Source organism: Nitrospira marina, from assembly GCF_059568365.1.
This window is the reverse complement of sequence record NZ_JCANTH010000001.1, coordinates 2772033-2795428: the sequence shown is the minus strand read 5'-3', so window position 1 is coordinate 2795428 and position 23396 is coordinate 2772033. Positions and strand designations below refer to the sequence as shown.

Below are 23396 nucleotides of genomic sequence, written 5' to 3'. Positions count from 1 at the left end.
GCAGGTTTCCCCATGAATGTTCTCTTTCAAAAGGCCTGGTCACCCTATGTGGTCGGTGGTGGAATTGGCGTGTTGAGTTGGTTTGCCTTCGCCACCGCGGATCATCCTCTTGGTATCACGACTCCTTTTGAGCATTCGGCGGCTCTTGTCATGGAAGCCGTTGATCCGACCATCACGAAACGTCATGCTTATTTTCTGAATCCGGAACATTCTCCAATCATTGGTTGGGAATGGATGTTGGTGATCGGGGTGTTCGTGGGATCCGGCCTGAGCGCCTATCTCTCAGGTGATCGTGCGCGCGAGGTCGTTCCCAATCTTTGGAAATGGCGATTCGGCTCAAGCATTCCTACTCGGGGAATCGGCGCATTTGTGGGCGGAGCATGCATGATGTTTGGCGCACGTCTGGCCAAAGGCTGTACGAGTGGCCATGGTATCAGCGGCACCTTGCAGTTAGCTGTTTCCAGCTGGTTCTTTGTGATCGTGATCTTTATTGTGTCCGTCCTCACGGCATTATTGATCTTTGGAAAAAGAGGCCGGGATCATGTTTGAATCTCCTGGTCGGTTGCTCGTGGGGCTGATCACGGGCATGATATTCGGCTTCCTGCTTCAGAAGGGTCGAGCGGCCAAATATCAGGTCATTCTCGGACAATTGCTTTTGAAAGACTGGACTGTCTTAAAAATTATGTTGACCGCTATTGCCGTTGGGGCTATCGGCGTCTATGGCCTGGTGGGTTTAGAACAGACGGGGCTGCACATTAAACCGATGTTGGGGGGAGGAATCATTGTGGGTGGTATTTTTTTCGGTGTGGGTATCGCCATATTCGGGTATTGCCCCGGCACCGGTGTAGCAGCGTGTGGAGAGGGAAGAAAAGACGCGGTAGTCGGGGTGGTTGGAATGTTGGCGGGCGCCTGGGTTTTTGTGTGGATGTATCCGCTCTTGGTACCTCTTCTTCGCGATTACGGAGATTGGGGAAACATCACCCTTCCTGAAGCAACGGGGATCCCCGCATGGGGGTGGATTTTATTGATTTGGCTGATTACCGTTGGGGTCAATGTAGCTTTGCCGCATTCCCGTCCCACCATACAGGAAAAATCTTCAACGACCACGTTGCACTAACCGAAAGGGGACATTCCAGGAGATAGCTCATGACAATCAAAGCCGTCTGCCAGCGGCCTAAGGCCGGGCGAGGCAAAAAGAGGTATACCTGTGCGGACATATTTGAGTCAGATGAAAATAGCAAAGCGCTCTTGAGCCAGCGGATGCGGTCCTTTCCGACATTTTCAAATAAAAAATTTTCTGGTTTTTGCTTTGGAAAATCCTCCTGCCATCGAATTTCTCGTCATTTATCTGGGGATTCTGTCTTACTTGCACTTTCGGAATGGATGCATACTAGTAAAACGTAAAGATGATAGACACACGAAACATCCGAGAAGCGTCAGGGCCATATAGGGCCGGATGTCTAGGGTCCGTGAGAGGAAAAGCGTGAAGAAGAAAAATTTATAAGAATGTGAATTTGATTCAATCGGAAATAAAAGACTCTTTTACCAAATGGGCGTTGGCCGATCGTCCGATCTCCCCTTCGTCCGATCGGCTCCTACCCGTCACTAGATGGCCATCCCTGTCCCCTAGTGATTCCTGTGTGGCATAAAATTGCTCTAATATTAAACTCATTACATACCGTGTTGACGTTTTTCCCTTTCTTCTGCCTTTTTATCCTCACCCGTATATCCGGGCGAAGTTTCACCTGGTGGGAGGGTGCTCGGACTACCAAAGCTGGAACCTTCCTCGCCGACTCCACCAGGACGAGCAGCCTTTTGTTCCTCAGATTCCATAGGTTCCGTATTTTGGCTAGAGGGACTCTTGGATTCTATTGAGGACCCACTGTGTTGTTTTTTTTGCATGGTCGGATCATCGGATTGACCACCCTGTTGGTTCATGTCCGCTTGTTCTGCATACACGGCGACACTCGTAAGAACAAGAAAGGCTGAGAATCCCACCATTGTCAATAGTTTTTTCATTTCAATTCTCCTTCATTATGAATATAATTTTTGTCCATCTAAGTTAAGAGCGGGGAACTCACCCCCTGGGCCGTTAAGACCCAAAGGGTGATGGCATTCCTTATGGTCGATACCCATCAGGTCGGTAATCATAATCTTTTCCGCTGGAACGCCGGGATTGATACTGATCGGCTCCCTGCCTCTGAGGATCATACTGCCTTCTGGAGGTGGTAGTGTTGTACCGGTCAGACGACCGATCTTTGGAATCCTGGTAATTTCGTTCACGACTTTGAGAATACATGGACCGCTGATTTCCGCGATTCCGGTCTTCCCCCTCATCGTAGTCCCGCGTGTTTGATCGGGACTGGTTTCGATAGTTCTCACGATCCCGGTTACTCCGGTTATAGGAGTTGCGCTGATCAGCCCCTTCATACTGAAAGGCACGGTCGTGCGGAGGGAACTCGGTCGGGCTGAAACTGTCTCGTCTGGTCCGGAAGTCCTCCGCATTTTGATCCTGGTACTGCCGTTGGCGGTCATCTCCCGAACGGCTCATGCGAGACCGATCCGAATCGTATCGGTCATAGCCTTTCCGATTCCCTTCAAATGTGGGCGTATCCTCATAATACCGATCGCGATCGGAATAGAATTGATCAAGGTTTTCATTCCATTTTGCCAAATTCTGTCGTTGCTCTTCGGTTAAATCCCAATGTTTTTGGACGTGTACACCGGCATTTTCCCCCTCTTCCAGAATGGGAAGATTGCCGATTTGATTCTGAGTCACTTTCAGCTTAAAGGACTTATTGCCGGATCCTTCCAACGCCTGCCATGGAACTGAAATTAATTGTCCATCTCCTTTTCTCACGATGGCATAGGTCAGATCTCCATTACTATTCGTCATGACTCGATACACACTTCCGATTTCTTTGCCATCGGAGGATTTCACCGAATAATTGGCATCCTTGTCCGAGATATCCAGGCCGCCTAATTGTCCGGCTGGAAGTACGAAATATTCATCTCCCATTCTTCCGGCATTAAAATTATTATCGTCGTTTTGGCCCATCGATCGGACAAAGGTGGCCTTCCCATCTTCATCGACTTTCGCCTTGACAAATTCTCCTTTTTCAAAATTACACTCGCCAAATGTAAATCCGGCTTTGGCAGAACTCTCTTGTGTCTCCGATGAAGTCTGACTTGAACCCTGCCCGCTTGCACTTCCGAACAGACTGCTACTCGAAGTCTTTTCCGTGCTTGATGAATCGTGACTCGAGGATCCTTGACTCATCTTGGATTTCTTCCCTTGTGGACACAACTGATTGGTTTCGTCATTAATGCGAAATGTGATGCGTTCTCCATTACTCGCGCGAAGGGTGATCTGGTCGCCGTTCTTTTTTGAGATTTCTCCCTGGATAATTTGTTCCATGGAGTTTGATCGTCCCGATTCCGTGCGATCCGACCGGTCGCGCGACATGCCGGCTTCGGCCAATAACGGTAGTGTCAGCAATGGAATGCCGGCAAGAATGACTGATCTGGCCATGTTGTTCCGCGTGAACATAATGTGGCACCTCCTTTTACATAGTGAAAAGTTTGTACGGTGGATACTGACCTCAGGATAAATGATTTCTGCACCGTTACAACTGGAGAAAACCCTGGATTGGGATTTCTTTTTTCAAGGGTTTATCCCAGTTTGGTCATGTAGGAAGAATATGTAATATCACAACAGATTGTTTCTTTATTTATCCATGCGAATCCACAAGGAGGGTGTTATGACCACAAAAATTCGTCAGGTTCTTTCATCAAGTTCTATTGTCGGGACCGCGGTCCAGAATATGGGTAGAGAAGACCTGGGAGAAATTAAAGATCTCATGATCGATCTCTCAGGCGGACGCATTGCCTATGCGGTATTATCGTTTGGCGGAATTTTAGGAATGGGAGATAAACTTTTTGCGATTCCCTGGGAGGCATTTCAGGTCGTACAAGAAGAGGAAGTTTTGCTATTAAACGTGGCAAAGGAAAAATTAGAACAGGCTCCCGGTTTTGACAAAGACAATTGGCCTGATATGGCGGATGTGACCTGGGGGAAAAGCATTCATTCCTATTATGGGTATAACCCCTATTGGGATTAATCCCTGGGCACACACTTGACAGTGATGAAGGGCTGCTCAGCAAGAACCCGCCATCCCGGCGGGTTCTTGCTGCGATACTCCACTCCTCTCCAAGACACGGCTCTTCCCCGTTGAAAACCTACTGGCTGAGTCCATTTCTGGTCGAATTCACAAACTCCTCCGTTGTCTGATCTAAAGCCCGGCTGGCCCGGCCTTTTCCTTTATGGATAAATATCAGGTTGGGCTCCTGCAACGAATGGCTGAATGAAGGGATGGACAGCTCATAGGTAACAGGTCGTTGATGATCCGAAAGTTGTAATTGTGGATTATAGACACTGTTAAATTTCCACAACATTTTGACAAAATTGGTCTGTCCGTGGAGGAGGTGGCCGGCTGCAATCCGCATCGTTCCTTTTAGGGCACTCCAGCCGAGATGTTTGTGGTTGAGGATTCGTTGGGTGTTGACCAGCTCTTCATAAAATTCGGGTAATGGCAAACGGGTAGGGAGCACCGAGTGTTGGATGTCGTAAAGCCGGTAATCCCGTGTCTGAACTCTCTGCGATTCCTGGTGCCAGGTTTCAGTGCCGGGGTAGGGCGTATTGACACTAATATTCACAACCTCCGGGACCTCCAAACACCATTGACGCACGGTTTCAAATCGATCCTTATCCCAGGTGGGATCGGCAATAATGTTAATGGCCACCGTGATACCCAGAGAGCGGGCAAATTCCAGGGCTTCAAAATTTTTGCCGAGTGAGATGCGTTTTCGATGTTGGATCAACCCTTCCTGATCTATGGCCTCCAGCCCAATAAACATATATTTCATTCCCAGTTTTTTCCACAGGCGGAAGACTTCTTTATTTCTCAGCAAGACATCCCCACGGGTTTCCAGATAATAGGACTTTTTGATACCCCGGCGTGCTATGGCTTCACCAATGGCCATGCCGTGCTCTGCCTGAATGAAGGCCACATCATCCACCAAAAACACTCCCGGTTCACGAATGCCCGCCAGATCTTCCACCACTACCTCAGGTCTGACCGGACGATAACTTCGTCCATAAAATGTCCAGGCACTACAAAATGAACAATCCCAGGGACACCCGCGAGTTAATTCGATGGATGCGCACGGGTCCAGGACGCCCAGAAAATATTTGCTCCGGTAACGAAGTAAATGCCTGGCCGGTCTCACCTCATCCAGAGACTTGACGAATTCAGGAGGCGGTCCCTCAGCTATGCGTGTGACTACGCCGGGAACCCGGTGCACATTAGAGGGGTCATGTTGAAATGCATGGAGAAGTGGCCCGATTACCGGTTCGCCTTCCCCTTTCACAATGGTATCGAGAGCTCCCTCTGCATGCTCCAGTACCTCTCTGGCAACAAAGGACAGGCTGTGTCCCCCGGCCACGATAAAAATATTTGCAAAGGAGGCTTTGGTCATCTTTGCGAGATCGATGATTTCGGGAACATTCGGCAAATAATTACAAGAGAGCGCCACGACCTCGGGGCACCATTCCTTCAATGTTCTGAAATAATCCCGATGTGTCTCCACCTGCAAATCGATGAGCCGTACCTCATGGCCGGCCTGTCTGGCTGCTCCCGCGACCAGTTCCAATCCCAAGGGCTCCAAGCGCAGGAAAATTTTGGTACACATCAACGGACCGGGATGAACGGCAAGAATTTTCAAGATAAACCTCCTTCACATACCCAATGAGCGCGATTTCGATTCTTTTTGCATGGGTTGCCCAGATCAGCCAGGGTTTTGCAGAGTTTAGGCCATTGGAGCAATCAGCTATGGTATCGGTAGACAATCACCTACACACAGGAGGCGTGGGCATCCATGGTCGATACCAGTGTTAAAAAAGTACAATCAGATCATTCTCCCAAGGGGTCGATGGGTCAGAAATATTTAGCCACCGGCGTTGGATTGGCCATGCGATTATGGGAACAATTGCCTGTTGGGCAAACACAGGAATCTTCATCAAGGGATTACGAAACCATCGGGTATGTGATCCACGGTCGTGCCGAGCTTCAGCTGGAAGGTCAAACCATTTTGCTGAATGCCGGTGATTGTTGGGTGGTTCCCAAAGGCGCGAGTCACAGCTATACCATTCTTGAAACATTTACCGCCGTTGAAGCGACCCACCCTCCGGCCCATGTGCATGGTCGCGATGAAGTCCCCCCCTCTTGACTTGCCTGTGATTTTTGTCCCAGGGAAAGGAGGGTGATCTATTCCTGATTGACAACGGGAAGCTGATGTTCGGGTGCATGGGCCACTTTCTGGAAAATTTTCAAGGCATCAGGCATTTCTTCTTGAAGACGCGTGATTCTCGTCTCATGGCTCGGGTGGGTTGAAAGAAATTCAGAGGGGGCTCCCTCACTTCCTTGTTGCATTCGTTGCCACACCCGAACTGCTTCCTGAGGATCATACCCAGCCCGGGCAGCCAGAATCAGACCGATAGAGTCGGCTTCGGATTCGTGCGTACGGCTGTAGGGAAGGAGGATGCCGACTTTTGTTCCCAAGCCCAAGGCAGCCATCGTGGCCTGCCCCACCACCGGGCCCGCACCACTTACCCCAAGCCCCACCGCGGCAGCGGAAAGCCCTGCTTGAACAAGCACTTCCTGACTCATACGCTCCGAACCATGCCGCGCGAGGGCATGGACGACTTCGTGTCCAAGAATGGCCGCCAGTCCGGCATCGGTTTTTGCCACGGGAAAGATTCCCGTATAGACGGCGATCTTCCCGCCCGGCAGGGCGAAAGCGTTTTTGGTCTGGTCATCTTTGATCACGGTGACTTCCCACTTGAAGGCCTTGGCGTCCTCCGCAAATTTGGATTCTTTTGCCGCGAGAATGATCCTTTCCGCCACACGGTTCACGGCTTCCTGTTCCTCAGGGGATTGAGATAGCTGGACCTTGGGATCGGAAAGAATTTGTTGAAAGGCCTGTTCACCCATTTCTGTGGCCTGAGATTGCGGAACCACAACAAGTTGGGAGCGATCGGTATACGGCACGGTTTCGCAACCTATCGCCATGCTCATTACCATAATCAAAGAATAGAACCGTCTACCAAGATGAAGAGGGGGCAACACGATTTGGTTGTGCATACATTTACTCTCACTTTAATGGCTGAAGAATCAAATCCAATGAACTTGTAAAAATCATGAGGGAACCGGATGGTGGAATGCAAAAGACAAGTGACTCTTTGAATGTGGACAAAATGTCTATCGGGCCAACAATCACTCCCACTTCCGAGATGCCGGGTCCGCAAAAAGGCCAGAGTCGAAATTGAATGAGGAGAAATGAGAATACCATGGGGGAGGAGCACTTTTGTCCTAGGAGTTTGAAGCGGCTTCGATGAGGAATGGCTGTACGCGGGTCCAGGGTAAGCCGGACTGTAGATGCCGCATCAGCGCCCAATGAGATCAAGGGCTGTTTGCAAATTTTCCAGAGAATAGGGTTTTACCAACGTGGTGGTTGCTCCGAGGGAGAACGCATGGTCAATCACAGTCCGATCAGAATGTGTGGTCGTGAAAATGATGGGAAGAGTTGAGATATCGTAGGACGTTCTTAAGGTGTGGATGAATTGAAATCCATTCATTTCCGGCATTCGATAATCACAAATCACGAGATCAAACCGTGAGGAGCGCAATAGGCGAAGACCTTCATGACCACCACCCACCTCCTGACACACATAGCCTAACGAATATAATCTGGTTATTAAAATTTCCCGATGGTCCGGATTGTCCTCTACGATTAAAATTCTCATTTTAGGTCAAGCCTTTGAAATATGTGGAGGATGGTCCAAAGGTTTCAGTAATAGGGTGAGCCATGTGAAGATGCCCTGGATCAGTCAACGCGTTTCTGTTCATTATCCTCTCCGGCAGTGAAGTGGGTTATCTATGCTGACTTACGCTTTCCTTCTTTGGTGGTGCCCTCTCCTGCTCACGATAGACGTGTATGGTCTCTCTCATCATTACCACTAATTCATGTGAATTGCCACGAACAACACAATCCAAGGATTGTTGATTTTGGTCCTAGCGGTTGACGATTGTACGCGGCATGTTCTTCTCATAAGCCCTTCCGACATATGGTATTGGCAGTCGTAGGGCTGTGTAGTCGTCCGTCCAACAATAGGAAGCCCGGACAAGACGATTCTGGTGTGACAGCCTGAGTAGTCGCATGGAGCAAACCTTATACATTTGGTTTTTTCTGATTGCCGATTTGTCCATTGGTCGGTTTGCGTCGATCGTGCTAGTTATAAGCTGAAGACGGCAATTGAGAATCTGGTATGAAGGATTCAGCTTTTAAAGGTGGACACTCAACAGTTTTTCAATTGAAAATTACATTCACTTCACGGGGAGGTGTGCGATGAAAAGATTTTTAACTGTGTGTATGGCAACCGCGTTCATTTTGGGTATGACATCCCTGGGAATGGCGGGACAGGGTATGAAGGCCGGTTCTGCTGAAGAAAATGTCCCTGACAACATTCAACGAAGCACGCCGTCCGCTGAGCCCTCACTTGACGAGGGAAGTGGGCCTGGAAGCCGGTCGGATCAATTAACCGAAATGGAAGATGTGGATCCTAAGAATCCTAATCTGTCCAAGAAGGAAGGGAAGGCCGCACAGGCCGCCAAGGACCTGAAGAACAAGGATACCCAAGCTCCAATTTCCAGTCAGAGTTCATCGCAAAAAAGTCACTGATGCACTGAGTGGAATGGCAGCGTGTCGCTGTCATGAGTTGGCCGTCAATTCGGCTCTTCGGATTGACGGCCAATGCCACGGGTTCACCATCGGTTTCGTTGTGGGAATATAGGCGCGATGTCCACTTAACCGGTGTCAGGTCGTCCGGACAAAGGTTAGGCGTTTAATGACTCAATCACGAAGAGGAAAACATGTTAAGAGATCTCAATAAAATTCAGAACTGCGTGCTCCAGGGTACAGATGGCATTATCGGTACCGTAGCAGACGTCTATGCCAATGATCAGACATGGAAAATACATTATCTCGCTGCTGACACCGGGAATTGGTTGCAAGGCCGACATGTATTGATTTCTACCCAGAGTTTCGTGCATCCCCATGAAGACGTTGGATCGTTCCGGGCTTTAGTCAGTAAAGCTCAAGTCGAGGGGGCACCGCCGTTTGAAATTGAAAAACCCTTCTCCCGGGAGAAGGAACGGGAAATCTGCAACTATTATCAATGGAGCACGTATTTTCCAATTGACGAGAGGGAACTATCGGTGTTCCCTGGCACTTTAACCAGCGCGAATGGGCTCAAGGATTTTTCCCTCCAGGCGACGGATGGTGAAATTGGAAAAATAATTAATTTTCTCATTGATGACGACAATTGGACCGTCCGCTATTTGGTCGTGGATACCTCAAAATGGTTGGCTGGAAGAAAAGTGTTGATCAGTCCAATGTGGAATAAGTCCATTAACTGGGCAGAGAGAACGATGGTCGTGGACCTCAATCAGGATCAGATTGAAAAATCTCCGGAATATGACCCAGCCGCCCCCATTGAACGCGTGTATGAAATAAATCTCTATAAACATTATGGTAAACCACATTACTGGTAGAGAACTATAGAAAAAACACCTGCCAAGTTGATGGAGGTATCGGGGAAGGCACATCCTGCTAACATCGGCTAGGCAGGTTATTCCGGGAGGCGATAAGGACCGTCCTCAGGAAAAGAAATTTCCTTCTCAGGTTATCTTGAGTGGCCTTAGGTGTAATCCGGTAACGAATTTTGTCGCTTCGATTTTCTTGAAGTGAGGGTGATATAAGGCCTTATGTATGAGCATCTGGTCATTTTTGGAGCGACAGGGGACGTCTCGAAGCGGTATGTGTTTCCTGCCTTAGCTCAAGTGTTCGCCAACCGGGGTCTTCCCTCAGAATATAGGATCACGGGCGTTGGTCGGCGAGATTGGAATACGCCTCAGCTTCAAGAATATGTGTCCGATTTACTCGCTCACCATCACGCTCCACCCCCTCCGAGATCCCGGGAAGGATTTTTGGAATCTCTGGAGTATGTACGGGTAGAAGATCTTGGGAACACTCGACAGATTCAGTCGATCTTTCATAAACAGGCAGGATCGACGCTTCTGTATTTAGGGCTACCCCCCCAGATGTATCCTCCCGTTTTGGAGTCCCTCCGACAGGTCAATCTACCGCCGGGCTCCCGGATCATTATCGAAAAACCGTTTGGGTTAAGCTATTCCCAATCAAATGAATTGAACCGGCTTGTGCATCAAAAATTTTCTGAAGAGTGCATCTATCGCATTGACCACTTTTTAGGAATGCCGATTGTGTGCACCATTTTGGGACTCCGATTTGCCAATCCGGTCTTTACACCTATCTGGAACCGGCATTTCATCAAAAAGATCGAGGTGATCTGGGATGAGACCCTAACGGTGGAAGGGCGTGCGGACTTCTACGATCGCGCCGGAGCCCTGAAGGATATGATTCAAAATCACCTCCTTCAGTTGTTGGCCGTCCTGGCTCATGAGCCATTGGAGACCATGTGGTCTCCTGATTTTCGGGACAAAAGAGTGGAATTGTTCCAATCAGTGAGAAAACTGTCAAGGTCTGAGGTTCGAGCGCAGACCGTACGAGCTCGTTACCGCTCAGGGGAGATAGGTGGTGTGCGGGTTTCCGATTATACAAAAAGCCAAGGGGTGGTTCCGGAACGAAACACTGAAACGTTCGCTCAGGTGATCCTCTGGGTTGACAATGAACGCTGGCAGGGGGTCCCTTTTGTGTTACGTTCCGGGAAGGCGTTAAGCCGGGATCGAAAAGAAATTCGAGTGCATTTTACCCGTGGGCAGACAAGTACGGAATCGCCCCTTTCAGAAGAAGGCGGGAACATCCTGCGATTGAATCTCGCGAGTGAAGAAGTCAATCTTGGGATATTTACTATTCAGGAAGCCGGTGGGGTCACACCTGCACCGATGAGGGTGGACGATCCCATTTCTCCTGAACATCTTCCCCCCTATGAACGGTTGTTTCTCGAAGCCATGTCCGGCCAATCACGACTTTTTGTGCGGGATGATGAGGTCGAAGAAATGTGGCAAATTATTCAACCCATTGCCGATGCCTGGGCAGAAAACGTGGTGCCCTTACAGGTTTACCCGGCCGGGTCCATCGGTCCACCATTGGAGGATACCGGAGAGGTGACAGAGTCCGGCCATTCCCGTTCGAGAGCGGAGACTCCTGGAGGCGATCCATTTCCATCCTATCATTAGGATCCCATGTGATCGGGTTTCGATGGTGTGGGCGTAACACGTTTTTTCACCAACGGCATGAACCGAAACGTTAAAAAATTCAATACGCTTAACACTATGGCGATTTCGTAACGATCCCAGGCCACTGCCATTCCGATGGCTCCGGTATTCCAAATGCTTGCCGCGGTTGCGGTTCCGGCCACATTCCCTCTGTCTTTGAGAATGGCGCCACCGCCGATAAATCCGATTCCCGTTAGGATGCCGTAAATCACACGAGCTTCGGCATCGGTAGAACTCAGAACATGGATTCCCGTCAACATGTAGGCGCATGACCCGAGTGCCACCAGCGGAAACGTGCGGAGCCCAGCCCCGTGCGACTCCTGTTCGCGATCCCATCCTAATGGGACAGCCAAAAGAAAAGCGATAATAAGATGGTAAAAATGTGACCAAACCTGGTCCCAGTTCAGGGCGATTAATACATCCATCATGAATCTTTCCTTGATAAGGCGGGGGACATTGGAGTGGTTATGACCGTCTGGAAAAAAGCGTCAGATATCATGCGGCACATCCTGGTCTTTCCGGTGGCGGGTGATCAACGTTTCCAAGGGTTCTTTAAATGTTAACGTGCGATAGGGGAACGGAATTTCAATTCCGGCGGAATCTAATGCCTGCTTCACGGCAGCCACAACCTTGTCTTTTGATTTTCTGATGTCCACTGGGCGGGATCCCGTCCACCAGGTCACCTCAAAGTCAATGCTACTTGCCCCAAATCCCTGGGCAAAGATTTGTATGTCTTTCTCTTGATTGACCGTGTCTAATCCTTCCAACGCCTGCCGGATCACATCACGTCCGGCATTGACATCCTCTCCATAGGCGATTCCGCACATAATGGTGACCCGGCGCAGGTCTCGGTCGGTCCGCACCGTGACGGGATTTTTAAACAGTACGCTGTTGGGAATAACCACTCGTTGGCCGTCCGTTTGACGAATGTGGGTATCTCGAATAGTGATTTCTTCCACAAACCCTTCCAATTCTTCGCATTCAATGACATCCCCTAATTGAAACGGCTCGCGAAGCAGGATCAAAATACCGGCCAGAAAATTTTCAAAAATATCCTTGAAGGCAAATCCGATGGCAATGGATCCCAGTCCCAATCCGGTGAGAATTTTTCCCGGTGTTAAGCTGGGAAAGATAATGATGGCCGCAATCAATATTCCGACTATCCAAATGCCGATGAACACAAGTTTGCGTAATAATTCTGAGAGAGATTCCCGTATATCAAAACGAGAAAACACCCGCCTCAATAGGGTCTCCACAGCCTTGGTGCTCAACCAGGTCAACGCAAGGATCACGATGGCTGAAATCACATTCGGAAGGTGAGCCAATGCCTGGCTTCCCATTTCCCGAAGACTGTTCAATATAATGTTGAGGGGTTCCATGCGTTTATCCGCCAGCAATCAGGTCAGACCTGACGAGTGGGGGTTAATAATCTTCCCATGCACTTCCGTAATATCTCCCGACTTAAGGCGGGGAATAACTAACTCCTTCGCCAGGATCTTCAAGCAGGCCGCGAAGGGGATGGCCAGAATGAGGCCTAACACTCCCCCTAGCGCTCCGCCGATTAAGACGACGAGCAGAATCGTTGCGGCACTGAGGTCGGTGGACTGACTTTGAATCCAGGGCGTGAGAACCCAACCCTCAATGAATTGAACACCCAGATAAACTGCGCTGGGCCAGACGAGGACTTGCATCCAATAATCGTCGATAGAGGAAGGCCCCATGGACATATCTAAATATTTCAACAGTAGAGCAATAGGCCACATCAAGGTGGCGGCATAGGGAATCAGGCTCAGAACGCCTGCGCAAAATCCCAAGAGAACCCAATAGGGCATTCCCACCAGGAACCAGCCTCCTCCAAACATCACGCTCATAATCAAAGCAATGAGTAATCGTCCTCTGAAAAATTCTCCAATAGCCACATCCATTTCTGTCAGCAGTTTTCCCCAGCGAGCATCGCCATGAGATTCGACCAAACTCCAAAAAGTTTGCTGAATGGATGGAAAACTCCAGGCAAAAAAGAAAAAGTAAATGACGATTAATGAAAGGGAAAATAGAAAAGAACCCAGTGTCCCGATAATGATATTCGTAAAATAAAATACCTGCCCGGTTCCTGAGAAAAAAGTTCTCAGCGTGGCGAAGGGATTACTCTTAATATTGGTGGAAACTTCATAAAGCCTGCGGGAAATGTCTTCGAGGTCCACCTCATACCGGTTGGCCAAAATGGAAAGATATGTCGGGACTTTTTCAAAGAAATTCCGCAGTTGATCGACAAGAAGTGGTCCTATCCACAGGACGAGGCCACTTAACAGCACGCACATGATCACGGCCATGAAGGCCACGGCGACCCATCGCGGCAACCTCCAGGCCTGTTCCACGTAATCCAGAGTTGGGTCAGCCAGGTAGGCCAAACCCAGACCAATTAAAACCGGAACAAGAATGGCCTGTAATTGCAAGCATAACCAGAGGAACCACACAACCACCCCGAGTATACACAATTCACGAACGGCCACGACTTCCCAGAGATGGAGATTCCTGGAAAGTTTTCTTCTGGTTGTGGGGGGAGCCGGCAATGGCATACATGGTGTCCAATACGAATGGCCTGGCAATCATTTACCATTCTCATCTCTAGCAAAGTTCAGGATGCTCCTACATGGATAAAACCTTGCGGACCCTTCGGAACTTGTCTATTTGAATGAACAACCTCAGGAGACATCATGAGGAATCAGGAAGAGATGCGTCGACAAAAATTTTTCATTCAAAGATTTCCCATTGAGAGTTTGCTCTTTTGAAGGAAGGGGCCGGAGATGGCATTGGATTTTTTAACGTGCCGGATGGAGGACAGAATGGTTAGGACATGGGCGGTCAGTCTCACTGAAGCCGGTAGCCATTCTATCCAGGGAACCAAAAAACGTTCACCTGTGACACCTCCGCCTGAACCTGAAAAAAAATCTCCGCCCATCGGTCCTCCGAAGCGGGATCCGAAACCGGAGCCGATTCACGATCCACCCATGCCTCCATCGCCGGGATCCGATCCTGACGATGAACCTCTCCCAATTGGTGACCCGCCTGATACGTCGGATCAGCCTATTCGTATGAGACTCACGGCAGGCGGCTTCCTTGCTGGATGGCCATTGAATGATTGCCGAAACAGGGAGGGGTTCGCTGGCATTCACACACGTGATCCCATGATCCGTGATCCTCTTCAACCTCGTGAAAGGAGGTCTCTATGACGATATTGAAATGGGCCGCCATTTTCTTTGTCATTGCGCTCATCGCGGGCGGGTTTGGTTTCTCAGGAATTGCGGAGGGAGCGGCCGATATTGCCCAAGTATTATTTTATATTTTTCTCGTACTGTGCGTGGTGATGGTCCTCATCGGCCTGTTTGTGGCCAAAAAAATTACATAATGTCCTCCTGGGGACAATGATTAGCATGACCGGCCAACAGCTCTGTATCACAGGCTTGCGGGAGGCGCGAACATGAGAAATTATCTTTCCTGATAAAGAGGATGTTATGACGAATCAAGAAAAAGCCAAATTGATTGCGCCGTGGATCAATCCTGCAGAACGGGTCACGGTGGATTTTAACGATGTGACAGGATTGAATGCTGAAGTGTTCGGATGTACGGACAGCGTGGTTTATTTGTTATTTCAGGAAGCGTTCCCGCATATGAAAGAACAAGTCACCATTCCGTTGAGAGCGGTGCAAGTGGAAGAGGATGATGGACATTATACCCGGGATCCCGATGCCCCTCTTCAATGGCGATTGCGCCTGCGGGTGAACCAAAATCGGCCCGAAGGAATATGACATCGCCCAAATCGTACGCTGAATAGCCTCAACTCTATTTGATCCATTGTTTATGTCGATTGGGAAGCAATGAATCCGGAGGAAAAATTAGACGATGGGCGGACATGATCCCCACAACTTGTCCATTCACAAATTGCCGGGTTTCCGGCTATCGTAAAAGTAAGATCTTCCTCATCATCCTATTTAACGAAAGGAGAGAACGATGAATTCAATAGTCAAGGACCGAATGAAAGTGGGAACTGCCGTCATGGCGTTGTGCCTGGGCATACCTGGCATGGCTCAAGCAGACTCATCCTATGACTACAGAGACCGATCGCATGTTGATACACGCGGGTGGTCGGATTCCCGTAATTATGATGCCGATCGCGACCGGAATCGCGATCGAAATAATGACAACCGGGGGTTTTACACAGACCAATATGGTGATCTGGATACCATGGAGGATCAGGATAATAATCAGAGGTATCGGCGTGACGGTTATGTGACGCAGGATGGATACCGGTCCACCGCTTCCTCACGTACTCTACGGAACCCGGACGATCGTCGGCGTGCCGACCAAACCATCCGCCGAGATATTCTTGCCGAGCTGGGCGAGGGCACCGAAAGAGTTCAAGTCAGTGTAGAAAATGGCGTAGCAACGCTATCGGGCATGGTTTTAAATCGGGAAGCTATGATGGAAGCGGAGGAGGCTGCGTATGATGGCGGCGCGCGAAAAGTGCGAAACGAAATGCAAGTATTTCGATATGATGAGCGACCGTGGGGAGAGATGAGTGATAGGAGTTTGGCCAAGGCTGTGAGGGAAGAATTGGCGTGGAGTCCATATGTGGATGAGGATCCGATTCGGGTGAATGCCCGGCGAGGAGTGGTGACGCTGCAAGGAACTGTTAAAGACAGATCGCAAATGGCGGCTGCAGTCGAAAATGCCTATGAAGCCGGAGCCCGGCGTGTCAATAATCAACTTAGGATTGCCAACTAACTCAGTAATCCTGAATGACGGAGAAAATCATTGGGATCCAGGAAATCAGTCTATGGATGGGTTATGCCTCAAGAGACTTAATTGTGTCCCGCAAAGATTTGGGAAAGGCCCCGGAATCGATTGGCCGGGCCGGGGCTTCAGTCTCGTTTGCGGTCAGAGATGTTTTGTTAAGATCGTCAGGGAAGTAAGAAATGAAGGAAACACATATGTCACGCGTTAGTCCAACAGAAAGGGGAAGTTATGCCAATTTTATTGTGGATTTTAGGAGTTCCTTTTAGTCTCGTGCTGATATTATGGTTGTTCGGAGTCATCGCATTTTAATTAACCATTTCCCGGATTTATTTTTGGGATAATGTATTTGAATAACCAAGTATCTTAAGTACACCAATAATATATTGTCTGTACCATAAGACGGGCCCGGGTATTTCGGTTGAAGGAATGTCCGGGCCCGTTTCCATTATGGAGTGCCCCTGGCTCCCCCTTTTACTTTTTTATCCAGATTCGGGAATCACTCCGGGGATTCTGGCGGACTTTTTCGCGACAGGCCTTACGAAAAACTGAAGCCAAATGTCCATTTGTTCATTCGTCGTTATATGGTAAAGCTCAACTTGATCAGGAAAATTTCGGATTCCTTCGAATTTAGAGAAAGACAGGGTTGACGCCGATGTCAGGGACAATACAACAGGCTGAATATGGAGAAGGGCGGGGAATACTGGTTTTTTTTAATGTGGTAGTGGGGGTATTGGTCACAGCTCTCCTCTGTGTTTCTCAAATACCGCCTCTTGCGGCAGGCTTGTTGACCCATTCCATTCAAGACAAATTGCCTCAGAAAATCCTTTATGGGAAAGCTTTTTCTCTGGGGACCCCGGGGACGACCTTAATCTATTCATTGCAACCCTGGGGTGGGGTCCGAGTTGACGATGCTGAAAGACCTCCCTTTGCAATGTGGGATGTTTCTAATCTACCTTGGAGGTCAGGAGAGAAAATCGTGTCAACAACCGCACCTATAAGCATGGTTGCAGAATCAGAAACGGCTACCAGGCGAAGGGATATTCGTCCGTCCGTTCAATTTATCCGAGTACGAAATCTGAATTGGATCACAACATCATGATGAATGTCTTAGTTTTCGTTTTCACTACATACGATTTGACGTCAACTGAATGGAAGACAGCAGAAGGGATTGGGTTCTAGAGATGTGGATTTCTTATTCGGATAATTCGAAGGTCAAGGGTGCTTGGCTCAGCTGGCTCTGATGGGTATTCTTCTTGTTATTGACTCCGATCCTGATTCCCAAGAGTCCTGGGTGCGTCTCGGTGATTCGTGTGGAGTCGAGATAAGGGTTGCAGGAAATCTCGCTGATGGAATCAGTCTCTCTACACAACAATCCGTCGACCTCATTGTGGTGGACTTGTTTCTCCCTCAAAAAAGCGGGTTTTCCTTAATTGCGGAAATCACGTCGAAAGAACACCATCCTCCAATTATTGCAACCTTCTCAGCCGATCAAGCCCCAAAGTTTAATATTAAACGGTTTGCTCATTTGCTGGGAGCGTCTTATACCTTTGAAAAACCTCTTAATTCCAGGTTATTTCTCCAAGCCTGTAGGGAGTTGGTGACGCATTTCCCAACTAAACCCGGTTAGAAAATATACTCCCCGGATAGGAGGCGGTACCTCCACCTACTTGAGTTACACTGCTCTCTCCTGATGAACATTCGATACTGCGAATGTTAACCAAAACATTTCTCGTACCTTGAGAGGGCAGGTTAGACCAACTGAAGGTTACGATTGAAATGATGACGTTTTTTATCCGCAGAGAAATTTTTAAGAGCCGGCCAAAACTCCTCTTCCTCCCTCAACGAATGAGGAGAGACATGAAAATTCAATGTCACGTCAGGGTTGAGAAGGAATGAGTCGCCAACTTCGGTAATGACCTTCATACAGGACAGGCAAAGAGGTAAATGCCACATCCGATAATCAAAACCATACCCCTCCCTGAACATCTCCTGCCATTTCGTACCCTCAAGGCATGGGTAGTAGGGGGGATCGCTTTTTCGATAAAATGGCAATAAGGTTTCCAGATTCTCCCTCACCTGAAGATGAAATGATTCAGGATTAGCAGCTTGATTTTCAACCAACGATTGGACCTCTTGGGTGGTTAATCCAACTTCTTCTGCCGCTTGGAACCATCCCTTTTGCCGCCATCGTGCAAAATTTTTATAGATGCGCTGGGTCTGCCCTTCTTCCAAACCAAGAAGGAAACCGACCTCGACCGGCTTCATGCCGTAAAAGTGGTAAAACAGACAGATTAAGGCATCCCGGCTGAGTACGGCTCGGTTGAGCAGGCCATCCAGAAACCGGTACAAAACGGGATTAGAGGTTGATGATGCCTTAGATTCCTGGGGTCTCCCAAAGAAATCTGATATGAACCCATCCAACAATAGAGAAGGCCGACAGGGAAGTTGGGATGGACAGTATTCAATAAATCGTTCCACTAGATCAAACGAAAGACGCAACAATAGCTTTTCATGTGCCGAATTGTCGGCCCATTGCCCCATGTCTTGCAAAATACGCCGAATCAGGCCAGAAGAACGTTCCAGAAAATAGGAAAAATTTGCCGGAATGAACTGTTTGAATTCTTCAGGGGTATTAATCACACCGTTGGTTGATGGGGTTAACGTCTTCAAGGTCGTCCTCCTTGCTTGGGGGAATGAAAATGAATGAAATAATGGAAAATCTTCATAAGGCCATCAGGCTGTCTTGTTGTACAAATTTATCGAGATGCCCCCCATTTCTGTACTGTTAAAATCCCTTGATTCTCCGGTTACCGACCCTAGGGATACCGTGGCTGGACATTGGACGTGAACAAAGAAGCAACAGAGTGATTCGAGGACAGTCTCCTAAAACAGGATGAAAACCCCTGATTTGTCAACTGAAAAGGCGGGGTAGGTGTGATAGGGTTAGAGCCTGCCAGACCGGACAGATTAAATAGGATTTCGGCTTACGTTATTGCCGGTCGCCCACGCTCATAAAGGTGAAAGGACTTTGTTTATGACGTCGGCTAGTCGGATGGAAGAACATATTCGAAGGAAAAATTGGCGGGAAACCCCACTAGGGGACATGGCCGGATGGCCCGCTCAGCTCAAAACTTCCGTCCAGATAATCCTGGATTCGAGATATCCCATGTTTGTCTGGTGGGGGAACCATCTGATCAATATTTACAACGATGCCTATGTCCCGATATTGGGAAACCGGCATCCGCAGGCATTGGGTGCCTGTGCCTCGGATACCTGGTCTGATATCTGGGATGTGATTGGCCCCCAGGCCGACATTGTCTTACAAGAAGGTCGGTCCACATGGAATGAAGATCTTCCTTTATTTATGCGGAGACATGGATTCTTAGAGGAAACATTTTTTACATTTTCCTACAGCCCGATTAAGAATGAACAAGGAGATATCCTAGGACTCTTTTGTGCCTGTACCGAAGAAACAAGTCAGGTATTAAAAGGACGAAGGCTCAATACTCTCAGACGACTGTCATTCGTGACGGAAGAAGCCGATTCTGTGGAAGAGGTTTGTCGTCTCTCGGCTGAAATTCTCACAGACAATTCCTTTGATATCCCGTTCAGTCTCATATATCTGTGGGATAGGGACGAACGCAGTCTGTGTCTTGCCGCACAGTCAGGTTTTCAGTCTGATTCACTCCTGACTCCAGTTCGATTCGCGATGGATGGAGACAAGTTTCATCCTCAGCCATGGTGGCCGCTGTCACTTTCGCCCAAGCTAGATGAAACCGTATTCACGATTAACAGGCAGCTGAATCTTTCGGGAGTGCCGTGGCCGGAGCCGCCCGATCGGGGGATGGTGTTGCCCGTGGAGTCCTGGCAGACACAAAGACAATCCGGCTATCTGATTGTGGGGATCAGTTCGAGGCTGGCACTTGATGACCGATACCGGGAGTTTTTAAATCTCCTCGCGAAGGGGATTTCGGGAGCCATCAATCGTGCGCAAGTCCGGACCGAAGAGCGGAAACGGATTGAAGCATTAGCCGAACTCAACCGGGCAAAAACCGATTTTTTCAGTAACGTGAGCCACGAGTTCCGAACACCTCTCACACTTATTCTCGGTTCTCTGGAAGAAGCGATGGAGACCACCACTTTCACCACGGCTCCGGGTGTGGAAGTGGCCCACCGAAATGCCGTGCGGATGCTGAAGCTGGTCAACACGCTATTGGACTTCTCCAGCCTGGAGGCAGGCCGCATGCAGGCCGTGTTTGAACCGGTGGATCTCTGTGAGTTGACTATTGATCTGGCATCGTCGTTTGAATCCGCCATGAAAAATGCCGGTCTGGAATTTTTCGTGTCCTGTTCCACGCTGTCTCAACCGGTCTATGTGGATCGGACCGCCTGGGAAAAGATCATACTGAATCTGCTTTCCAATGCCTTGAAATTCACGTTGCAAGGACGGGTGTCCCTGGAAGTATGCCCTCATGCGGAGAGCGTGGATGTCCGGATTGAGGATTCCGGTGTCGGTATGAGCCGGGAGACGCTTTCTCATGTATTCGACCGATTCTTTAGGGCCAAAGAGGCCCTGGGACGAACATTCGAAGGAACCGGAATCGGTCTGGCCTTAGTAAAAGAGCTGGTAGAAATGCATGGCGGGAAGATACAGGTGGAGAGTGAACCCGGAAGGGGAAGTGTGTTTACCGTGACGGTGCCGTTCGGGTTTCATCACCTCCCCCCGGACCAGGTATGCCACACATCGACGCAATCAACGGACGAACGTTTGGCGAAGTCGTTCATTTTGGAGTCCCAGCAGTGGACCGGAGGCGCAGATCCTGAACCGGCCAATCAAAAAAATCTACAGGATGAAGAAGTTTCCCTCCAGGGAACGGATCACTCTCGTCCCACCATTTTACTGGTAGAAGACAATCGCGATATGCGGACTTATTTGACGCGATTACTGTGGGCCCACTATGAGGTGGTTTCCGTCTGTGACGGGCAGGAAGCCTTGGAGCGGATTCACACGGTCCGCCCTCACCTTATTCTGAGTGATATCATGATGCCCCGCATTGATGGAAATGGATTGCTGACACGTCTTCGGTCCAATCAGGATTTTCAATTGACGCCGTTTATCTTCCTATCGGCCAGGGCCGGCCAGGAGGCCGAAATAGATGGGCTTTTGACCGGTGCGGATGACTACCTCGTCAAGCCGTTTTCGGGGAGAGAGCTTCTGGCAAGAGTAAGTAAAACACTGGGATTGGCTGCGATGCGTCGTGCCGCGATCGAATATGAATCGCGCTTCCAGCATCTGGCCCATCACCCCGAGATCATGACCTGGATTACGGACGCAGACGGGACCTGTGTCTTTCTCAGTCAAACCTGGTATGACTTTACCGGTCAGACAGAGGCAACCGGCCTCGGGGATGGATGGATGTCTGCCGTTCATCCTCATGATCGTCCATCCATTCAGCAGGCGTTTGACGAAGCGAACAGAAAAAGACAGTCCGTTCGACTGGAATATCGCCTTCGGGATACCAAGGGGGAGTATCACTATGTTCTGGATTCCGCCTCTCCCCGCTTTGAATCGGACGGCGGATATCTGGGGTATGTCGGTTTGGTGTTGGACCTGTCCTATCAGAAAGAGATGGAAGAACAACACCGGGAAAGTGAAGAACGATTTCGTACTCTCGCCAACACGATCTCCCAATTTGCCTGGATGGGAGATGCCACGGGATGGATTTTTTGGTACAACGCACGCTGGTACGAGTATACCGGAACTACGCTGAAGGACATGGAAGGGTGGGGCTGGAAGAAAGTCCATCACCCCGATCATGTCGACCGGGTCGTTGAAAAAGTCCGCCGGTGTTTTCAAACCGGACACATATGGGAAGACACCTTTCCTCTCAGGGGCAAGGACGGTGAATACCGGTGGTTTCTTTCAAGGGCCGTGCCCATTCGGAATCAGCATGGGGAGGTGGTGCGATGGATCGGCACCAATACGGACATTACCAAATTAAAAACCACCCAGGAGCAACTGCAACATCTGACGAGCAAATTAGAAAGCCAAATTGCCAAGCGCACGGAAGAACTCCGTCATAATCAATCGCGCCTGCAGGCACTCGTCGGTGAATTGATTTTGACGGAACAGCGGGAACGACGCAGGATTGCCGAGGAACTTCATGATTTTCTGGCCCAACTCCTCGTGGCCTGCCGGTTGCGAGTCAACAGACTGGAGCAGACGGTGGGTGCCGAGGGGCCTATGCTTCCGGTTCTTCACGAAATCGATCGCATTCTCGACCAATCGTTGGGGTATACGCGCTCGCTGGTGGCCCAACTGGTCCCGTCGGTGTTGTATCAATTCGGGTTATTAAAGGCCTTGCAGTGGTTGGCAGAGGATATGAAACAATATGGACTCAGGGTGGAAGTCAAGATGGAGCGCGACCATCTGACGCTCACTGAGAATGAGGCGGTGCTTCTCTTTCAATCCATTCGTGAACTGATGATGAACGTGGTCAAACATGCCGGCGTGGACACCGTTTCTCTGGCCGTCAGCCTTTCCTCACCGGATGAGATCTGTATCGAAATTTCTGATCAGGGCGTTGGCTTCGATTCCAACCTCATCGAACAACACAGCCCTACGTCCAATCAATTCGGACTGTTCAGTATTCGAGAACGCATGACTTTATTAGGCGGACGGATGGTCATAGACTCGAGTCCCGGGTCCGGGACTCGCATCCGCTTATATGTGGCCTTATCTGAGCAGGACCAATTACATGTGACCGTACCTTTTTCAGATGGTGTGCCTTTGATAGCCACGGGAACCAATCAGGGATCGAGTCCGCAAATGTCCTCGGGTTATCGAGTCCTTTTGGTCGATGATCATGCCGTGGTTCGACAGGGATTGCGAAGTCTGCTGGATGCCTGGTCCGACGTCGAGGTTGTCGGAGAAGCCTGCGACGGGATTGAAGCCATCCGTCTGACAGAATCCCTGCAACCGGATGTGGTGGTCATGGATATTAATATGCCAAACATGAATGGTATTGAGGCCACCAGGCAGATTCGTCAGAACCACCCCAATATTCATGTGATCGGTTTATCGGTTCGACAGGATAAGGAAACGGAACAAGCCATGCGTGTAGCCGGTGCGGCTGGATATTTGTCCAAGGAAACTGCCGGACAGGACCTGTATCGCATGGTGGCCAATGTAGTCAGGCTGCATCAAAACATCACTTAAACCTCCAC

Annotated in this window: 22 protein-coding genes; 13 read left to right on the top strand and 9 right to left on the bottom strand. The window is 49.4% G+C overall.

Going from position 1 to position 23396, the window contains the following annotated elements; translation table 11 throughout:
• Positions 1-12: 12 nt before the first annotated feature.
• Genes LX98_RS11745 through LX98_RS11735 form a run of 3 tightly spaced genes read left to right on the top strand, consistent with a single transcriptional unit; the run spans position 13 to position 1404 of the window.
• Positions 13-549 carry a YeeE/YedE thiosulfate transporter family protein gene (locus LX98_RS11745; RefSeq protein WP_496429079.1) on the top strand — a complete coding sequence of 179 codons (537 nt, stop codon included), beginning with the start codon at positions 13-15 and terminating at the stop codon, positions 547-549.
• Entirely contained in the window at positions 542-1117 is a 576-nt protein-coding gene (locus LX98_RS11740) for a YeeE/YedE thiosulfate transporter family protein (RefSeq protein WP_496429078.1), read from the top strand. The genes LX98_RS11745 and LX98_RS11740 overlap by 8 nt, the downstream gene beginning before the upstream one ends.
• 29 nt (positions 1118-1146) lie before the next feature.
• Positions 1147-1404 carry a hypothetical protein gene (locus tag LX98_RS11735; RefSeq protein ID WP_496429077.1) on the top strand — a complete coding sequence of 86 codons (258 nt, stop codon included), beginning with the start codon at positions 1147-1149 and terminating at the stop codon, positions 1402-1404.
• Positions 1405-1671: 267 nt separating this feature from the next.
• Here the strand turns inward: LX98_RS11735 and LX98_RS11730 are convergent, their stop codons facing one another.
• Entirely contained in the window at positions 1672-2019 is a 348-nt protein-coding gene (locus tag LX98_RS11730; RefSeq protein WP_496429076.1) for a hypothetical protein, read from the bottom strand.
• Between the two features lie 100 nt (positions 2020-2119).
• Positions 2120-3550 (bottom strand): PRC-barrel domain-containing protein, encoded by a 1431-nt coding sequence (locus LX98_RS11725; protein WP_496429075.1) that lies wholly within the window; start codon positions 3548-3550, stop codon positions 2120-2122.
• A gap of 211 nt (positions 3551-3761) precedes the next feature.
• Between LX98_RS11725 and LX98_RS11720 the strand changes: the two genes are divergently transcribed.
• Complete coding sequence (locus LX98_RS11720; protein WP_496429074.1) at positions 3762-4121, top strand: PRC-barrel domain-containing protein; 360 nt, start codon at positions 3762-3764, stop codon at positions 4119-4121.
• Positions 4122-4239: 118 nt separating this feature from the next.
• Here LX98_RS11720 and hpnR read toward each other — a convergent pair whose 3' ends face one another.
• Entirely contained in the window at positions 4240-5784 is a 1545-nt protein-coding gene (gene hpnR / locus LX98_RS11715) for a hopanoid C-3 methylase HpnR (RefSeq protein ID WP_496429073.1), read from the bottom strand.
• A 153-nt stretch (positions 5785-5937) separates the two neighbouring features.
• Here hpnR and LX98_RS11710 point away from each other — a divergent pair, with 153 nt between their 5' ends.
• On the top strand, positions 5938-6288 hold the full coding sequence (locus tag LX98_RS11710; RefSeq protein WP_496429072.1) for a cupin domain-containing protein: 351 nt from the start codon (positions 5938-5940) through the stop codon (positions 6286-6288).
• Positions 6289-6326: 38 nt separating this feature from the next.
• On the opposite strand, the gene LX98_RS11705 is transcribed toward LX98_RS11710, so the two are convergent.
• Together LX98_RS11705 and LX98_RS11700 are read right to left on the bottom strand one after the other, a co-directional pair.
• Positions 6327-7202 carry a M48 family metalloprotease gene (locus LX98_RS11705; protein WP_496429071.1) on the bottom strand — a complete coding sequence of 292 codons (876 nt, stop codon included), beginning with the start codon at positions 7200-7202 and terminating at the stop codon, positions 6327-6329.
• A 302-nt stretch (positions 7203-7504) separates the two neighbouring features.
• Positions 7505-7864, bottom strand: a complete 360-nt coding sequence (locus tag LX98_RS11700) for a response regulator (RefSeq protein WP_496429070.1) — start codon at positions 7862-7864, stop codon at positions 7505-7507.
• Positions 7865-8466: 602 nt separating this feature from the next.
• Here LX98_RS11700 and LX98_RS11695 point away from each other — a divergent pair.
• The 3 genes from LX98_RS11695 (at position 8467) to LX98_RS11685 (ending at position 11336) form a co-directional block, all read left to right on the top strand.
• On the top strand, positions 8467-8799 hold the full coding sequence (locus LX98_RS11695; RefSeq protein ID WP_496429069.1) for a hypothetical protein: 333 nt from the start codon (positions 8467-8469) through the stop codon (positions 8797-8799).
• Positions 8800-8990: 191 nt separating this feature from the next.
• Positions 8991-9671, top strand: coding sequence for a PRC-barrel domain-containing protein (locus LX98_RS11690; RefSeq protein WP_496429068.1), 681 nt, complete (start codon positions 8991-8993; stop codon positions 9669-9671).
• Between the two features lie 213 nt (positions 9672-9884).
• Positions 9885-11336: a glucose-6-phosphate dehydrogenase gene (locus LX98_RS11685; protein ID WP_496429067.1), complete on the top strand. Its 1452-nt coding sequence runs from the start codon at positions 9885-9887 to the stop codon at positions 11334-11336.
• Here LX98_RS11685 and LX98_RS11680 read toward each other — a convergent pair.
• From LX98_RS11680 to LX98_RS11670, 3 genes are all read right to left on the bottom strand, one after another.
• Positions 11333-11800 carry an MgtC/SapB family protein gene (locus LX98_RS11680; RefSeq protein ID WP_496430598.1) on the bottom strand — a complete coding sequence of 156 codons (468 nt, stop codon included), beginning with the start codon at positions 11798-11800 and terminating at the stop codon, positions 11333-11335. The genes LX98_RS11685 and LX98_RS11680 overlap by 4 nt on opposite strands.
• 63 nt (positions 11801-11863) lie before the next feature.
• Positions 11864-12754, bottom strand: coding sequence for a mechanosensitive ion channel domain-containing protein (locus LX98_RS11675; protein WP_496429066.1), 891 nt, complete (start codon positions 12752-12754; stop codon positions 11864-11866).
• A gap of 18 nt (positions 12755-12772) precedes the next feature.
• Positions 12773-13951, bottom strand: a complete 1179-nt coding sequence (locus tag LX98_RS11670) for an AI-2E family transporter (RefSeq protein ID WP_496429065.1) — start codon at positions 13949-13951, stop codon at positions 12773-12775.
• Between the two features lie 650 nt (positions 13952-14601).
• Here LX98_RS11670 and LX98_RS11665 point away from each other — a divergent pair.
• From LX98_RS11665 to LX98_RS11650, 4 genes are all read left to right on the top strand, one after another.
• Positions 14602-14781, top strand: coding sequence for a DUF1328 family protein (locus tag LX98_RS11665; protein WP_496429064.1), 180 nt, complete (start codon positions 14602-14604; stop codon positions 14779-14781).
• A 106-nt stretch (positions 14782-14887) separates the two neighbouring features.
• Positions 14888-15181, top strand: a complete 294-nt coding sequence (locus LX98_RS11660; RefSeq protein WP_496429063.1) for a hypothetical protein — start codon at positions 14888-14890, stop codon at positions 15179-15181.
• A 202-nt stretch (positions 15182-15383) separates the two neighbouring features.
• Complete coding sequence (locus tag LX98_RS11655; RefSeq protein ID WP_496429062.1) at positions 15384-16157, top strand: BON domain-containing protein; 774 nt, start codon at positions 15384-15386, stop codon at positions 16155-16157.
• 1252 nt (positions 16158-17409) lie between these two features.
• Positions 17410-17796, top strand: coding sequence for a response regulator (locus tag LX98_RS11650; RefSeq protein ID WP_496429061.1), 387 nt, complete (start codon positions 17410-17412; stop codon positions 17794-17796).
• A 122-nt stretch (positions 17797-17918) separates the two neighbouring features.
• Here the strand turns inward: LX98_RS11650 and LX98_RS11645 are convergent, their stop codons facing one another.
• Positions 17919-18839, bottom strand: a complete 921-nt coding sequence (locus tag LX98_RS11645; protein ID WP_496429060.1) for a hypothetical protein — start codon at positions 18837-18839, stop codon at positions 17919-17921.
• A 364-nt stretch (positions 18840-19203) separates the two neighbouring features.
• Between LX98_RS11645 and LX98_RS11640 the strand changes: the two genes are divergently transcribed.
• Entirely contained in the window at positions 19204-23388 is a 4185-nt protein-coding gene (locus tag LX98_RS11640; RefSeq protein ID WP_496429059.1) for a response regulator, read from the top strand.
• Positions 23389-23396 lie beyond the last annotated feature (8 nt).

Coding starts and splice junctions, on each gene's coding strand:
- LX98_RS11745 (WP_496429079.1), top strand. CDS start 13: ATGAATGTTCTCTTTCAAAAGGCCTGGTCACCCTATGTGGTCGGTGGT.
- LX98_RS11740 (WP_496429078.1), top strand. CDS start 542: ATGTTTGAATCTCCTGGTCGGTTGCTCGTGGGGCTGATCACGGGCATG.
- LX98_RS11735 (WP_496429077.1), top strand. CDS start 1,147: ATGACAATCAAAGCCGTCTGCCAGCGGCCTAAGGCCGGGCGAGGCAAA.
- LX98_RS11730 (WP_496429076.1), bottom strand. CDS start 2,019: ATGAAAAAACTATTGACAATGGTGGGATTCTCAGCCTTTCTTGTTCTT.
- LX98_RS11725 (WP_496429075.1), bottom strand. CDS start 3,550: ATGTTCACGCGGAACAACATGGCCAGATCAGTCATTCTTGCCGGCATT.
- LX98_RS11720 (WP_496429074.1), top strand. CDS start 3,762: ATGACCACAAAAATTCGTCAGGTTCTTTCATCAAGTTCTATTGTCGGG.
- LX98_RS11710 (WP_496429072.1), top strand. CDS start 5,938: ATGGTCGATACCAGTGTTAAAAAAGTACAATCAGATCATTCTCCCAAG.
- LX98_RS11705 (WP_496429071.1), bottom strand. CDS start 7,202: ATGCACAACCAAATCGTGTTGCCCCCTCTTCATCTTGGTAGACGGTTC.
- LX98_RS11700 (WP_496429070.1), bottom strand. CDS start 7,864: ATGAGAATTTTAATCGTAGAGGACAATCCGGACCATCGGGAAATTTTA.
- LX98_RS11695 (WP_496429069.1), top strand. CDS start 8,467: ATGAAAAGATTTTTAACTGTGTGTATGGCAACCGCGTTCATTTTGGGT.
- LX98_RS11690 (WP_496429068.1), top strand. CDS start 8,991: ATGTTAAGAGATCTCAATAAAATTCAGAACTGCGTGCTCCAGGGTACA.
- LX98_RS11685 (WP_496429067.1), top strand. CDS start 9,885: ATGTATGAGCATCTGGTCATTTTTGGAGCGACAGGGGACGTCTCGAAG.
- LX98_RS11680 (WP_496430598.1), bottom strand. CDS start 11,800: ATGGATGTATTAATCGCCCTGAACTGGGACCAGGTTTGGTCACATTTT.
- LX98_RS11675 (WP_496429066.1), bottom strand. CDS start 12,754: ATGGAACCCCTCAACATTATATTGAACAGTCTTCGGGAAATGGGAAGC.
- LX98_RS11670 (WP_496429065.1), bottom strand. CDS start 13,951: ATGCCATTGCCGGCTCCCCCCACAACCAGAAGAAAACTTTCCAGGAAT.
- LX98_RS11665 (WP_496429064.1), top strand. CDS start 14,602: ATGACGATATTGAAATGGGCCGCCATTTTCTTTGTCATTGCGCTCATC.
- LX98_RS11660 (WP_496429063.1), top strand. CDS start 14,888: ATGACGAATCAAGAAAAAGCCAAATTGATTGCGCCGTGGATCAATCCT.
- LX98_RS11655 (WP_496429062.1), top strand. CDS start 15,384: ATGAATTCAATAGTCAAGGACCGAATGAAAGTGGGAACTGCCGTCATG.
- LX98_RS11650 (WP_496429061.1), top strand. CDS start 17,410: ATGGGTATTCTTCTTGTTATTGACTCCGATCCTGATTCCCAAGAGTCC.
- LX98_RS11640 (WP_496429059.1), top strand. CDS start 19,204: ATGACGTCGGCTAGTCGGATGGAAGAACATATTCGAAGGAAAAATTGG.